Source organism: Psychromonas sp. MB-3u-54 (assembly GCF_002836415.1).
In the GTDB taxonomy this organism is placed as follows: domain Bacteria; phylum Pseudomonadota; class Gammaproteobacteria; order Enterobacterales; family Psychromonadaceae; genus Psychromonas.
On sequence record NZ_PJBP01000116.1, the window covers coordinates 78,241 to 94,094 of the forward strand.

A 15,854-nucleotide genomic window follows, 5' to 3' on the forward strand; every position below is an offset into this window, starting at 1 on the left:
TCAGCCTTCCTTCTCTATTTTGCTTAGGCTCGCACGCAACACAGAACCATAATCATATTTACCGGGGCAAACATAAGTACATAGTGCCAAATCTTCTTCATCTAACTCTAAACAGCCTAATGCCTGAGCTCCCTCAGTATCACCAACGATCAAGTCACGCAGCAAAACGGTCGGTAGAATATCCAGCGGCATGATCCGCTCATATTGACCGATCGGTACCATTGCACGCTTACTGCCGCCTGTGGTGGTTGTAAAAGCAAAAGATTTTGCCCTATTGAGCGCAGAGATAAAAACATTAGAGACAGAATGTTTATTACTACCGGGAACACCCCAACCAAATAACTCTTTCTCGTAACCTTCAGCTAACACAGAGATTTGATTATGGTAACGTCCGAGGTATGCATGCGCAGCTGTTGCTGTCACACCGCATAAAACAGAACCGGAGATCACCCGTACTTCGTCATCAATTAATTCATTTTTAGTCAGTTGATTAATTGAAGCGCCATAATGGGTACGTAATAAGCGCGGCTTTTTCACCGCTGGGCCTGCCAGTGAAATCACTTTATCGGTATAAAGTTCACCCGTGGTAAATAACATACCAAAGGCAATAACATCCTGGTAATTAATTGACCAAACCTGTTTAACAGCAGATACCGGATCGATAAAATGAATATGCGTTCCCGCTAAACCTGCCGGGTGAACACCAGAAAAGAGTTTTTCTTCAACATTCCCTAGTTCAGATTTAGGTAGATTAGTGTCGCCCTTACAAACATAAACCTTGCCAGCTGTTAATTGCGCTAACAATGCTAAACCGTCGGTAAAAGCCTGCTTATTGGTATTAATAATTAATTCAGCATCAGCTGCCAATGGATTGGTATCCATTGCAGTCACAAAAATTGAAACCGGCTCAGCGTCAACTGCAGGTATTTTACTGAAAGGACGAGTGCGCAGTGCTGTCCAGGCACCAGAATCGATTAAATTCTTAACGATCTCAACACGTCCAAGGTTTTTAATTTTTGTACTTGCATATTTAGGGAAAGAGATACTTTCTTTACCTTCTATGGCAATAACAACTGATTGTAAAACCCGTTGTGCCCCGCGATTAATTGCTTTAACTGTACCGGATGCTGGAGAAGTAAATTGCACTCCCAAATTCTTTTTATCACTAAAAAGAATTTGACCCTTTTTGACGGTATCGCCAACTTTAACTGCCATGAATGGACGCATTCCTACATACTCTTCACCCAGTATCGCTATTTCAGTGATGCTTGGTCCATCATGAATGACCTGTTCTGGTGTGCCGGCAATAGGGAGATCCAGTCCTTTTTTTATAGTAATCATATTCTCTTGCACTATGTATAAGGGATGGGATGTTAGTTGCCTTTCGGCATAAAAACATTACACGTTTAATGATTTTAAAAAAATAACAATCATTTAACATGAAGACGGAAAAATTCTCGCATATAGTATCACTAGAGGGTAGTCGTTTGCCATCTCAAAGATGAGGTTAGACACTTTGAGTTCAAATTTTTTGTAAAAAGAATTTACATAATAATGTTTTTTTTAACATTATTTAAACATTATTTAAATGTGTTTAAAGTAACGCCATTTATTAATATACCCAAACGACTTGAAGATGCTGACGCCTGCATCTTTAAGTCGTTTGCCTAACTGTTATTTGCCACCACCTAAACAATTGGCAGAATCTGGCGATTGTTGGTTTTTTACTTGCCACTGAGTTGGCGTCATAGTGTGTAAAGCAAGTGCATGCACCGGGCCAGCCAATTCATCTTTTAACAGGGCATTTATCAGACGATGACGCGCAATCAAAGGCATTCCTTCAAATTCATCACTGACTAAAGTCACTTTAAAATGCGTTTCAGAGTTAACGGGTACAGCATGGCGATGACTTTCATTTTCTACCTGTAAAAATTCCAAGCTTATATTATCTCTGATTTTTTTTTCTATGGTTGTTTGGACGTTCATATTAAATTTCCTTTTGAATGTATATTGAAAGCGATAATAAGATATACCCATGATACTTCAAGATGCAAAGTCAGCAAGGCATCTTGAAGTAACATGGGTATATATATTCAGAACGATAACAAACGGCAGCAACTGGTGCGCAAAGCACAGGCTTCGAGCTTTCGAGCTTTCGAGCTTCGAGCTTCGAGCTTTCGAGCTTTCGAGCTTTCGAGCTTTCGAGCTTTCGAGCTTTCGAGCTTCGAGCTTCGGGCTTCGAGCTTTCGAGCTTTCGAGCTTTCGAGCTTCGAGCTGCGAGCTGCGAGCTGCGAGCTTCGAGCTTCGGGCTTCGAGCTTTCGAGCTTTCGGGCTTCGAGCTTCGAGCTTCGAGCTTTCGAGCTTTCGAGCTTTCGAGCTTTCGAGCTTCGAGCTGCGGGCTTCGAGCTGCGAGCTGCGAGCTTCGAGCTTCGAGCTTCGAGCTTTCGAGCTTCGAGCTTCGAGCTTTCGAGCTTTCGGGCTTCGAGCTTCGAGCTTTCGAGCTTTCGGGCTTCGAGCTTTCGAGCTTCGAGCTTTCGAGCTTTCGAGCTTTCGGGCTTCGAGCTGCGAGCTGCGGGCTTTCGAGCTGAATAGTTATCGGTAGGGGGCATTTTATGCACCGCAGCATTGGCAATCGGTGCTGAAGCGCAGCCTACAAGCTTAATGATTTTTTTTGGTGTTGTATTTGTAGGTGCATTCTATGCTCCGCGGACAACGACAATCGGTGCAGCGAATAAGCGACAGCTTAGTATCTGAGCAGACACCCTACGGCTATGCGTTTGTTGTCATGGTGCGTGCTAGTTGGCGTTCAAATAAGACCGCCATTAAATTTATGATCAGTTGCTTCAAAGGAAAAATTTACGCTCACAAAGCCGCCGGGATAATTTTGAATAGTAAATCGGATCACTTTATTAGTGCGTTTGGTCTTATATTTAGGTTTAACCAAAAACGATAAAACATGGCCAAAAAATCACAGCTTGGGCTTTATTGACAGTCGCTGAATTCATTTTAATTGAACTATCCGATGATTTTCATCAGGTGACCGTGACTTAGACTCAAATTACCGGAAGATACAGATTAAGATTCAAGTAGTTTGGGTCTACATTTACCTTTATGGGCTTAATAAATAAACAACAATCCTTTACCATAGGCCATAATTCTGGCATTATGCGGCGATTGAAATTAGCTCTATATAAAATACAAAGGATCCATCGCCAATGGCAAAAGAAGATAGTATTGAAATGCAAGGCACAATCATAGACACCTTGCCTAACACAATGTTCCGTGTAGAGTTGGAAAACGGACATATTGTTACAGCGCATATCTCAGGTAAAATGCGTAAGAACTACATCCGTATTCTGACGGGCGATAAGGTTACAGTTCAACTTACACCTTACGATTTATCTAAAGGTCGCATTGTATTCCGTGCTCGTTAATATATTACCTTTTTCAGTAGACAGTTTTTATTTACTGCAAAAAATAAAAAAACCAGCTTTAAGCTGGTTTTTTGCTTTTTGCAGTAAACATTATGTTAGCGTAAGGCTTTTTACATAACTGAAACTGATGTCCTGACCGTTCTTATTCAAGGAAACAGTGACGCTTCCTCCATCCTGCAGTTCACCAAATAAAATCTCATTAGCTAATGGTTTTTTCAACTTTTCTTGGATCAAACGCCCCATCGGCCGCGCACCCATCGCCCGATCATAACCATGATCCGCTATCCATTTTCTAGCACTGTCGCTGACTTCCAGTGAAATCTGCTTTTTATCAAGCTGTGCTTGTAACTGCACAATAAATTTATCCACCACTTGATAAATAACTTCTATTTCAAGATGGTTAAACCAAATAACATTATCCAGACGATTTCTAAATTCAGGGGAAAATAATTTATTTATTTCATCGGTCGCTTTGTGTGAATCTTTTTGCTCTTTAAACCCGATGCTCTGTTTAGCGGTTTCTCGCGCGCCAGCATTGGTTGTCATCACTAAAATAATATTCCTGAAGTCTGCTTTACGACCATTACTGTCGGTTAACGTCCCGTGATCCATGACTTGCAGTAATATATTGAATATATCACTGTGTGCTTTTTCTATTTCATCGAGTAGCAATACTGCGTAAGGGTGTTTAACAACCGCATCGGTTAATAACCCCGCCTGTTCATAACCTACGTAACCAGGAGGTGCTCCTAACAAACGGGAAACAGTATGCTTTTCCATATACTCTGACATATCAAAACGTAAAAGCTCTATTCCCATGGCTTTAGCAAGTTGTTGTGTCACTTCCGTTTTGCCTACTCCGGTGGGGCCTGCAAAAAGAAATGAGCCTATTGGTTTTGACTCATCGGATAATCCGGAGCGATTTAAGTGAATGGCATCGGTTAAGACATCAATCGCCTTATTTTGGCCAAACACCGTCATTTTTAAACGTTCTGGTAATTTAGCTAATTGTTCTTTTGCCGAACTGGACACTGATTGTTCCGGAATCCGGGCAATTTTGGCAATCACGCTTTCAATTTCAGTTACACCGACGGTTTTTTTACGTTTACTCGCGGGCAATAAACGCATTTGTGCCCCTGCCTCGTCGATCACATCAATGGCTTTATCCGGAAGGTGGCGATCATTAATATATTTCGCACTGAGCTCGGCAGCAGCCATCAGCGCTTCATTAGTATAGAGAATATGATGATGCTTCTCGTAACGGGATCTTAGCCCGAGTAATATTTGCGCCGTTTCTTGAATAGTCGGCTCTAGCACATCAACTTTTTGGAAGCGCCGTGATAACGCATGTTCCTTTTCAAAAACTTGCCCAAACTCTTTATAAGTTGTTGATCCCATACAACGAAGTTTGCCACCGCTGAGCAAAGGTTTTAACAGGTTTGCGGCATCAAGCTGTCCGCCCGTTGCGGCACCGGCACCTATAATAGTATGAATTTCATCGATAAATAAAATAGCCCCCTTCTGGGACTCAAGTTGTGTTAATACGGTTTTAAAACGCAACTCAAATTCTCCGCGGTATTTTGTACCTGCGAGCAGTGCGCCCATGTCTAAGGAATAAACAATATTATCGGCAATAACTTCCGGTACCTCTTCATGCACAATGCGGTAAGCGAGTCCTTCAGCAATGGCGGTTTTCCCAACCCCTGCTTCCCCGACCAATAAGGGATTGTTTTTACGGCGGCGGCATAATACTTGTATACAACGTTCCAGCTCTTTATCTCGCCCTATTAACGGATCAATATCCCCCACTTCAACTTGTTTATTTAAGTTAATCGTATAGGCCAACTTTTCCGGATCTTGATCTTTTGCTTCACCCTGTTCTTCTGCCTGGAAAATAGGAATAATAGATTCAGCTGCGTTACTGATTCCGTGTGACAGATAGTTAACAACATCTAAACGGGAGAGGTGGGCTTTTTTTAAAAGATAGACAGCTTGAGATTCTTGTTCACTAAAAATAGCCACTAATACACTGCCGGCTGAAACTTCCTTGGAGCCGGAAGATTGCACATGAAAAATAGCCCGCTGCAATACACGTTCAAAAGCGATGGTCGGCTGAATTTCAATCTCCTGAGTGTGCACTTCAGGAATCGCCGGGCTCTTTTCTAAAAAGGCAATAATTTCTAAATGCAAAGAGACAATATCAACCGAACAAGCGGTAAATAAATTTTTTATTTCGTCATTTTCTAACAACGCTAATAATAAATGCTCAACGGTCATAAATTCATGCGATTTTTCAAAGGCAATACGAAAAGCCAAATCTAAACTGTTTTCCAACGCTTTGTCTAACATATAAAGCCCCTTAGGAGTTAATAACAAAAAATCAGAGTCTTATTAACAACTTAAAACTACTAATAATACCGATCACTTAAGTTTCCTTTTCCATTGAGCAACGTAACGGGTGCTCATTTTGCTTTGCATAATTCATTACTTGCATCACTTTCGTTTCGGCAATTTCTGCACTAAAAGTGCCACAAATACCAACCTCTTTATAATGAACACTAAGCATCACTTCAGTTGCTTTTTGGTTATCTAATCGGAAAAACTGTTGCAACACATCAATAACAAAGTCCATCGGCGTATAATCATCATTGTGTAACAACACATTGTACATCGAAGGAGGTCGCAGTTTTGTTTCAACCTTTTCGATTGTGTCAGGTTTATTCACTGTTTTTGGAGCCTTTTTATCACTCATCTTTAAGTCTAGTCTTATTTAATAAAGTTACGAAAAAATTCGCCAGCAGCCCGAAGGCCAATCAGAACCTTAGATTAATCTTTACTTAATAAATGTGCAAATAGAGAGTCGAAATATTAGACTATGAGCCGAAATAGTAGCAATTTCTATTCATATATTACTCATTATAGGGAGTTTTAGTTATATACCCACTACTTACGTATCTATTGCCGTCATTTTTTACCTTTCGGTAAAGAGACAAAACATGAAGTAAAATGCGCTATATGTTCAACGAAAAATCCAATTATTTTAATTGCACTTGCCTTTCCTTCGCAGCAATTAATGCCAGTTTCATCAGTCAATTTGGTCGTAAAACAGAAGGGGTTGGTATCGCAGCGAGGCATGGAATTTATTACCGATTGGTCCACCTATCTCTTATCAATGCCCAATTCTCAATTCTCAATTCTCAATTCTCAATTCTCAAAGTAAAAGGCAGCGGAATAAATTTATCCTCTTTCTATTGTTAGCCTGACGTTGTTTAACGGCTTAGACTTTTTCAAGGGGCTTTAAAATCAATGGGGTTATTATCTGATCTTTAGTATCCAGCCTCTCTTATCTGCTTATCAAACTTCTTATTCGATAATTAATTAAGGTTTATGGAAACAATTTTGTTGCGGCCCTGCTCTTTGGCCTCATAAAGAGCATCATCTGCAGCCTTTAGGAGAACTTGATGGCTTGTTGATTCATCAGGAATCACAGACGAAACGCCACAGCTAATAGTCACAAACTTGCTGACCGGAGAGGTTTCATGGCGCATTTCTGCCCGATAGATATTATGGCGTAGTTTTTCTGCTAAAGCTGTTGCGCCCTCAAGGTGAGTATCAGTCAATATCACAATAAATTCCTCACCACCGTAACGTGCAAGCAAATCACCGGGTCGCTTAAATAACGGTGCTGCTGTATTGGCGATAGTCTGCAGACAGATGTCTCCCGCCTGATGCCCATAGGTGTCATTATAGAGTTTGAAATGGTCAACATCGAAGAATACCAGAGATAAAGGTTTTTTTATTCTCATCATCCTGCGCCATTCCTCTTGCAACTTTTTGTCAAAATGACGACGGTTTGCTATTTTTGTGAGTCCGTCCTGCAGCGCCATCTCCTCGAGTTTCTCGCTCGCCTTCTGGAGACTCTTTTTTGCATTTGCAACAAATTTGAAAGCAGCAACGGCAATAATGAAAAGGATAAAAATACCTGCAATCGATAAAACACCGGCAATCAATAAAATAAGCGTAATTTTTTCAAAATACGATTGAATTTCCATGCCATCACCGATTAAAGCACCCGCATTTTCTTTTGCATATGAGTTTAATGCCAACATTTCCAACTCAATCTTATCGACATAGGCTGTGCCATTTTTTTTTGTGACAGCAATCGCTTCTTTTTTATTGCCTGATTTTAGCAGTTTGACCACGTTTTCTCTTATTGGCTTCCAATTTTCAAAAAGTTGCCGGGCTTTTTTCTCTAATGCTTTCCCCTCCTCACCGATAATATATGTTTGGATGAGATTAAGTTGCCGGTCAACATCTTCTTCGCTCTGTGCTACTGCGTTTAACGCCAATTCCATTTCACTCGATGAATTCGCTAAGAGAGCATCTTTTATGCTTCGGTGCATTTTTACTATATCAAGCGCGGCATTAATAGAGGCATTTGAGACAACCAGTGGATGATTATAAATCTTTTTGGTGATATCACCCAATTCATACAATCCCTTTACTGTAAATATTCCAAAAAAGATAAATATCAAGGCAATCAGCAAATAGCTTATGGGTAAAAAGCTTCTGGGAAACTTTTGCTTATTAATTTTATTAAAAAGAGAGTGCATTAATAACTCCGTAACTATTGTTCCGCCGCCCCCTCAAACACTGGCCGGGGTTGCCACTGATGGTGATATTTTTGCTTGTAGCCTGCATTTCACCCTGGTTTATCTTCATTTTAATCAGGAACGACAAACTAATTTATTAAAGCAGCCAGTTAGCTATCGGTGGTCCATTGATTAACTTAACCTTAATACTGAAGTACTGTCTATGTTTGAGCCCATAAATAAAGTGCCTGAAATGACGGACTTTTGATGATCACAATGACTGTATTCAGTGAGTACTCGGCAATCGAATTCTGCCCTTTTATGATGACCACACATAGTATTTGTAAACCTGCGTATTTTCACTGTCAGTTTAGTTTATATTCGAAAAAGGTGCATTTCATAATGCATGTAAAATAATAAAAACGAAACGCAATGACCAGCCGCTTTTTATAGCAGTTCGTAGGGTGCGCTTCAGCACCGCTTACCACTGTTTGCGGTGCATAAAATGCATCCTACCGATAACTATTCAGTTCGTAACTCAAAGCAACTCGAAGCTCGAAAGTCCGTAGGGTGCGCTCAGCGCACCGATTGCCGCTTGTGATGCATAAAATGCATCCTACCGATAACTATTCAGCTCGTAACTCAAAGCAACTCGCAGTTCGAAAGCTCGAAGCTCGAAAGCCCGTAGGGTGCGCTCAGCGCACCGATTGCCGCTTGTGATGCATAAAATGCATCCTACCGATAACTATTCAGCTCGTAACTCAAAGCAACTCGCAGCTCGAAAACCCGCAGTTCGAAAGCTCGAAGCCCGAAAGCCCGTGGGTGCGCTTCAGCACGGATTACCACTGTTTGCGGTGCATAAAATGCACCCTACCGATAACTATTCAGCTCGTAACTCAAAGCAACTCGAAGCTCGAAGCTCGAAAGCTCGCAGCTCAAAGCCCGAAGGGTGCGCTTTATCGATTAAGGTCATGAATCACTTGATTTGAACTGCCTCGCCATTTTAATGACGGGTCGGCCAAATCTTGTTCAAATTTACCATCAATAAAAACATCCACAAAAGCAATAATCTCTTGCTGTTTAGGACTTAACGCCGCCATTTCATAACCGGACCAAAGCCAAATATCTTTTCCTTCACACTCGGTTTTAACTCTCTTAACCAGCTTCAGAATAGCGGATAAATTGCCTGAATGAAGAGGATCTCCACCTGACAGAGAGAGACCTTTCTTGTGAATCCGCGGATCATTAAGATCATCAATGATTGCGCTTTCAAAGGCCTCGGTAAAAAAATGTCCCGCATCGCTAGGCCATGTTTTTTGATTGTAGCAACCCCGACATTGATGATCGCAGCCACTGACAAACAGAGTGCAGCGCGTGCCGACACCATTAACCACATCAACCGAATAATAAGCACTGTAATACATTATAAGTGCTTCACGCGGCGTTTAACTTCTTCTTGTTTACCCGTATTAAAGGGGCGTGTGTCAGGACTGCCCAGATAACCACAGACTCGGCGAATAACAGACACGCTGGCACTGTCATGGTTACCGCATTTAGGGCAGGCAAAGCCTTTACTGGTACAGTTAAACTCGCCACTAAAGCCACAGTCATAACATTCGTCAATGGGCGTGTTAGTCCCATAATAGGGAACTCGCCGATAGGAATAATCCCAAACATTCTCAAGCGCCTCTAAATTGTGCTGCATATTTGGGTATTCGCTGTAACAAATAAATCCACCATTGGCGATTTGCGGATAATCCATTTCAAAATCTAATTTATCGAAGGGATTAACTTTTTTCTCAACGTCTAAGTGAAAACTGTTGGTATAATATCCCTTGTCAGTAATTCCTTCTTGAATACCATAAACCTTAGTATCCAGTTTGCAGAATCGAGTACATAGATTTTCACTCGGGGTGCTGTATAAAGAGAAACCCCAACCCGACTCTTCCTTCCAGGCTTCAACTGCATCTCTTAATTTTTGTACTATCGCCAAGCCTTTTTGACGCAACGCCCCACTATCATAAATACTTTTTGTATTATAAAGCGCATTAATCGTTTCATGAATGCCAATGTAACCCAATGAGATAGAAGCACGACCCTTCTTAAAAATATTCAAAACCTCATCATCCGCTTTTAAACGTACACCACAGGCCCCTTCCATATAAAGGATTGGCGCAACCCGGGCCTTCACACCACGAAGTCTGTCTATGCGCGTATCAAGGGCTTTGCGGCATAAGCGTAAGCGCTGCTCAAGGAGGTCAAAGAAGACAACTTCATCACCTTTCGCGGCCATTGCAATGCGCGGCAGATTAAGACTCACGACGCCAAGGTTATTACGGCCTTCGTGAATTTCTTTGCCATTTTCCTGGTAAGGCCCAAGAAAGGAACGACAGCCCATAGGCGCTTTGAATGAGCCCGTGACTGTAACTATCTGATCATAATTTAATATATCCGGGTACATGCGTTTTGATGCACACTCTAAAGCCAGCTGTTTGATATCATAATTTGGATCGCCTTTCTTGTGATTCACACCGTCTTTAATGCTGAACACTAATTTAGGAAAAATAGCGGTCTTTTTACTTTTACCTAAGCCCGCCAAGCGGTTCTTTAATATCGCCTTTTGAATTAATCGTTCTTCCCATGAAGTACCAAGGCCGAAACCAATGCTCAAAAACGGTGTCTGTCCATTACTCGAAAACAAAGTATTTATTTCGTACTCAAGTGACTGAAAAGCATCAAAACATTCTTTTTCTGTGCGCGCTTTTGCAAAAGCTTCAGGCGCTGAAATTTGCCATTCTTCAGCCACTTTTAAATGTTTGCAGTAACTTGCTTTTACATAGGGTGCCAGTACTTGATCAAAGCGATTAAGCGTTGTGCCACCATAGGTATGACTTGCTACCTGAGCCACTATCTGGGCTGTTACTGCGGTTGCTGTCTGGATTGATTTAGGTGTGTCAATTTCAGCATTACCCATGCGAAAACCTTGGCTTAACATGTTATTTAAATCAACAATCATGCAGTTAAACATTGGGAAAAAGGGGGCGTAATCTAAATCATGATAATGAATATCACCCTCGTCATGCGCTTTAACGATGTCACGCGGTAACATATGATTTCGAGCATAATGTCTGGATACAATACCCGCAAGCAGATCACGTTGTGTAGGAATAACTTTACTGTCTTTATTGGCATTTTCATTCAGTAAATCCGCATTACTTTGCTCAACAAGCCCCTGAATCTCGTGATTCAGTAAACTTTTCTTTTCACGCTCAATATCTCTATCATGCCTATATTCAATGTATGCACGCGCTACGTCGGGATCTATATGCATTAATTCAGACTCAACCATACGTTGAATTGCCTGAATACTGACATCGTTAGAGTCTGCCAGTAAATATTCTACTTGCTTGGATACAAATTCACCCAGATTAGGGTTTGCTGCGCCGGATTGTTCAACGGCCGCATTGACAGCATTAGCAATAAAAACAGATTCAAATACAGCTTTAGCGCCATCACGCTTTATTACGATTTTTGTCATTTAAAATTTTCCTTCTGCAATAATTAACTTTTTTGTATGTTTTGCCTCGTTTTTGTCTGTTTTCGCACCTAGTTAAATGCCGCTTATGCTCACCTAGAAGTGAGCTTCCATGACGGTATTCAATATAAATACATGCAGCGCTTTTTATTAAGCATTATTCCACTGCAGCTTGAATCTCAACTCCTATCAGGCCATTAAGTTTGCCTTTGTCCCCTTGCACAATAGTTAATGCGTCTGCATTTTTACAGCGTGCAGCAGCAGAATTTGTTTAATATTGCTGGTGCAATGCGCAGGGTATGAAAGGCTTGATCTTTGATCAAAGCAGGTTTAAAAAAACAACAAAAAAAAACAAAACACACAACATCTAGTGGTCGAGCACTATACATAACACCATATATGTACATGTTGATATGAATCAATTTTAGCTTAGGGTGGTTATTAAGTGTCTAATAATATAAAATCTCTTCTGAAAACATCATAAAAAAATCAGTTTCTTGAATTTTATGAAAATTATTCTGGTTGGTAATAATAATATCCAGATAGCCAAATAAAAACTTCCTGAGCTTTTTACCTTTTACACTGATCATTTGCGCTTTTATTGTTATCATACTGGCCTGTTAGAGCCCGCTAAATACACCTATAAAGGTAGTGGAATTAAATTCTTATGAGCGATTATTTTTTACTGTTTATTGGTACCGTGTTAGTTAATAACTTCGTACTGGTCAAATTTTTAGGCTTATGCCCGTTTATGGGTGTTTCTAATAAAATAGAAACAGCTGTCGGCATGTCATTTGCCACAACCTTTGTTTTAACCTTAACGGCTGCGGTTTCATATATTGTCAATAAATATATTTTATTACCCTTAGATCTGGTTTATTTACAAACACTCGGTTTTATTTTGGTGATTGCTGTTGTTGTGCAGTTCACGGAAATGGTAATGCACAAAACGAGTCCCACCTTATACCGATTGTTAGGGATTTTTTTACCACTGATAACCACTAATTGCGCGATTTTAGGGTTAGCATTATTGAATATTAATGAAAATCACGATTTTGTTGAGTCCATCATTTACGGATTTAGTGCAGGGGTTGGTTTTTCATTAGTCTTAGTGGTTTTTTCCTCAATGCGTGAACGTTTAGCAGCTTCAGATATACCTTTACCCTTCAAAGGAGCTTCAATCGCGATGGTCACCGCAGGATTAATGTCTCTTGCCTTTATGGGCTTCACCGGTCTTATTAAGTAGTGGAATAATTATAAAATGATACTCAGTATAACGATAGCGATTGTAACCTTTGCCGTTTTAGGCATCATTTTTGGGTCTTTATTAGGCTACACTTCAATCCGCTTTAAAGTAAAAACAGACCCGATTGTTGAGGAATTGGATGCTATTTTACCGCAGACCCAATGTGGTCAATGCGGTTATCCCGGCTGTAAACCCTACGCACAAGCGATTGCCAATGGCGATGATATTAATAAATGTCCTCCGGGAGGAGACGCTGTTATGCGCCAACTTGCCGAACGCATGGGTGTCGAGCCAAAAGGTTTAGAAACCGAGGAAAAACCTAAATTAGTCGCCTTTATTCGCGAAGATGAATGTATCGGCTGTACAAAATGTATCCAAGCTTGTCCGGTTGATGCCATTTTAGGTGCAACAAGACAAATGCACACGGTGATCACCGATGAGTGCACCGGCTGTGAGCTTTGTGTTGCGCCCTGCCCGACCGATTGTATTGATATGAATCCAATTGCATTAACCACTCAAAATTGGGAATGGGACTTGAACCGTATACCAACAAAAACCACAACTGAGCTGTAAATGACGACACAACCAATAAACCTTCTCAGTGATGATCAACTCGCACAAATTTCATCGGGAAAGCAGTGGTCTTTCCATGGTGGTATTCATCCGGAAGAGAACAAACAACAAAGTAGCCACATTGCCATTACCGATGCGGGTATTCCCCCGTATTTAGTCATTTCCATTGAGCATAAAGGTTACATCCCTGAATTATTAGTTAAAGTGGGAGATCCTGTTCTCAAGGGGCAGCCATTAAGCAAAGTTTATGGGGCGATGGTTGTACAGCATGCCAGCAGTTCAGGTGTTGTTTACGCAATAGAGAAACGTACCGATCTCCACCCTTCAGGCTTAGCTGTCTTATCAATCGTTATTAAAACCGATGGCTTAGACGAAAGTATTGCTTATAAAAAACCACAGGATTATCAAACTCAACCTGCAGCCCCGCTGATCGACTTAATGCAACAGTCAGGTATTGTCGGAATGGGCGGGGCTGGTTTTCCAGGTCATTTAAAGTTAAGCAATGCGCATAATGTTAAACTATTGATCATCAATGCCATTGAATGTGAGCCCTATATCACGGCAGATGACAGATTGATGCAGGAGCATGCCGATGACATTATTAGCGGAATCGAAGTCTTAGCGCATATTCTACAACCAACCTTAATAGTGTTCGCCATTGAAGATAACAAAGCGCAAGCCATTGCCGCCATCAATATTGCCATTAAGCAAGCACCCGCATCTCTGCAGGAAAAGCTCAGCGTCAGCATTATACCAACCCGTTATCCATCCGGTGGTGAAAAACAATTAATTGAAATGATTACCGGACAACAGATCCCCCTTGGCAAACATCCAACTGCTCTGGGCATTGTCATGCATAACGTCGGTACTGTGTTTGCGGTCAAAGAGGCCATTATTGATGGCAAGCCCCTTATCTCGCGTATTGTAACCTTAACGGGGGGGGCATTTAAAAACAAAGGTAATGCCAGTGTGAGGATTGGCACCCCCATTCAGTACCTGCTAGAGCAGCACGGAATGGAAGAAAAACATGTGCAAAAACTGCTTATTGGTGGTCCTATGATGGGGTTTACTATTACCCATACTGATATTCCGGTGAGTAAAACCTGTAATTGTATCCTCGTGCCAACGCCTAAAGAAATGCCGGAGCCGCCCGCAGAAATGCCCTGCATCCGTTGTGGAGAGTGCTCGGACGTTTGCCCGGCAGTATTATTACCTCAGCAACTTTTATGGTATTCCAAAAGCCAGGATCATGAGAAATTAGATGAGTATAACCTGCCATCGTGTATTGAATGCGGTGCCTGTGCCTTTGTTTGCCCAAGTAATATTCCACTGGTTGAATATTATAGGGTAGCAAAAGCTGAAATTAGAAACGCGCAGCAGGAAGCTCAAAAAGCTGAAACAGCACGAATTCGCCATGAAAACAGAGCCGCCCGATTAGAACAAGCGAAATTAGAACGCCAGGCTAAACATCAGGCAGCAGCCGAAAAACGCAAACAACAGTCAAAAGAAAAAAATGGCGGGCAAGACTTAATTACAGCCGCACTTGAACGTGCTAAAGCTAAAAAACAGCGCTTAGCCGACAGCGCACAAGAGCCCGAAAGTGAACCGGCAGATAACAAAAAAGATGCCGTCGCCGCTGCCATTGCGCGCGCTAAAGCCAAAAAACAGGCCGCAGCACAAACAACGCCGGCAACTGAGGGTGAAAGTGAAAGCAAACCGGCGGATAACAAAAAAGATGCCGTCGCCGCTGCCATTGCGCGCGCTAAAGCCAAAAAACAGGCCGCAGCACAAGCAACGCCGGCAACTGAAAGTGAAAATGAAAGTAAACCGGTGGATAACAAAAAAGATGCCGTAGCCGCTGCCATTGCGCGCGCTAAGGCCAAAAAACAGGCCGCAGCACCAACAACGCCGGAAACTGAGGCTGAAAGTGAACCCGCGGATAACAAAAAAGATGCCGTCGCTGCTGCTATTAAACGTGCTAAGGCCAAAAAACTGGCCGCAGCACCAGCAACGCAGGAAACTGAGGGTGAAAGTGAACCCGCCGATAACAAAAAAGATGCGGTAGCCGCTGCCATTGCGCGCGCTAAAGCCAAAAAACAGGCAGCCGAACAAGCAACGCCGGAAACTGAGGCTGAAAGTGAACCCGCCGATAACAAAAAAGATGCGGTAGCCGCTGCCATTGCGCGCGCTAAGGCTAAAAAACAGGCGGCGCAAACAGTGCAGCAAACAAGTGATCAGCTGCCGGATAATAGTGAAGCAATACAAGCTCGCACACTGCGCAAAGAACAAGTGCGGTTACATAAACAGGAACAACAGCAAAATGTAATAGACAGCCATAAAGACACTCAATCGACAACGCCCCAGAAGACAGCCAATGAAAAAAGCAGTCTGCAATCGGATAACCGAAAAGCAAAAATAGCCGCCGTAATTGCTAAAGCAAAAGCACAAAAAACAGCGCACAAGGATTAATGTAA

At 41.8% G+C, this 15,854-nt stretch carries 11 protein-coding genes; 4 read left to right on the forward strand and 7 right to left on the reverse strand.

Features of this window, described 5'->3' with window-relative positions; translation table 11 throughout:
• Positions 1-1,341: a Na(+)-translocating NADH-quinone reductase subunit A gene (locus CXF72_RS06465; RefSeq protein ID WP_101037878.1), complete on the reverse strand. Its 1,341-nt coding sequence runs from the start codon at positions 1,339-1,341 to the stop codon at positions 1-3.
• 333 nt (positions 1,342-1,674) lie between these two features.
• Positions 1,675-1,986, reverse strand: a complete 312-nt coding sequence (locus tag CXF72_RS06470; protein WP_101037880.1) for a BolA family protein — start codon at positions 1,984-1,986, stop codon at positions 1,675-1,677.
• Positions 1,987-3,215: 1,229 nt separating this feature from the next.
• Between CXF72_RS06470 and infA the strand changes: the two genes are divergently transcribed.
• Entirely contained in the window at positions 3,216-3,434 is a 219-nt protein-coding gene (infA, locus tag CXF72_RS06485; protein ID WP_011769155.1) for a translation initiation factor IF-1, read from the forward strand.
• Between the two features lie 90 nt (positions 3,435-3,524).
• Here infA and clpA read toward each other — a convergent pair whose 3' ends face one another.
• From clpA to nrdD, 5 genes are all read right to left on the reverse strand, one after another.
• Positions 3,525-5,783 (reverse strand): ATP-dependent Clp protease ATP-binding subunit ClpA, encoded by a 2,259-nt coding sequence (clpA, locus tag CXF72_RS06490; RefSeq protein ID WP_101037884.1) that lies wholly within the window; start codon positions 5,781-5,783, stop codon positions 3,525-3,527.
• Positions 5,784-5,859: 76 nt separating this feature from the next.
• Positions 5,860-6,186, reverse strand: coding sequence for an ATP-dependent Clp protease adapter ClpS (gene clpS, locus CXF72_RS06495; protein ID WP_101037886.1), 327 nt, complete (start codon positions 6,184-6,186; stop codon positions 5,860-5,862).
• Positions 6,187-6,808: 622 nt separating this feature from the next.
• Positions 6,809-8,047, reverse strand: coding sequence for a diguanylate cyclase domain-containing protein (locus CXF72_RS06500; protein ID WP_101037888.1), 1,239 nt, complete (start codon positions 8,045-8,047; stop codon positions 6,809-6,811).
• A gap of 935 nt (positions 8,048-8,982) precedes the next feature.
• Complete coding sequence (gene nrdG / locus CXF72_RS06510) at positions 8,983-9,450, reverse strand: anaerobic ribonucleoside-triphosphate reductase-activating protein (RefSeq protein ID WP_101037892.1); 468 nt, start codon at positions 9,448-9,450, stop codon at positions 8,983-8,985.
• Positions 9,450-11,564 (reverse strand): anaerobic ribonucleoside-triphosphate reductase, encoded by a 2,115-nt coding sequence (gene nrdD / locus CXF72_RS06515; protein ID WP_101037893.1) that lies wholly within the window; start codon positions 11,562-11,564, stop codon positions 9,450-9,452. Before nrdD ends, nrdG begins: the two co-directional genes overlap by 1 nt.
• A 664-nt stretch (positions 11,565-12,228) precedes the next feature.
• On the opposite strand from nrdD, the gene rsxA reads away from it, so the two are divergent.
• The 3 genes from rsxA to rsxC are packed head-to-tail and all read left to right on the forward strand — an operon-like array spanning position 12,229 to position 15,849.
• Positions 12,229-12,807, forward strand: coding sequence for an electron transport complex subunit RsxA (gene rsxA / locus CXF72_RS06520; protein WP_101037896.1), 579 nt, complete (start codon positions 12,229-12,231; stop codon positions 12,805-12,807).
• Positions 12,808-12,822: 15 nt separating this feature from the next.
• Positions 12,823-13,380, forward strand: a complete 558-nt coding sequence (rsxB, locus tag CXF72_RS06525; protein WP_101037898.1) for an electron transport complex subunit RsxB — start codon at positions 12,823-12,825, stop codon at positions 13,378-13,380.
• On the forward strand, positions 13,381-15,849 hold the full coding sequence (rsxC, locus tag CXF72_RS06530; RefSeq protein ID WP_101037900.1) for an electron transport complex subunit RsxC: 2,469 nt from the start codon (positions 13,381-13,383) through the stop codon (positions 15,847-15,849). It abuts the gene before it with no gap.
• The last annotated feature ends 5 nt before the right edge of the window (positions 15,850-15,854 follow it).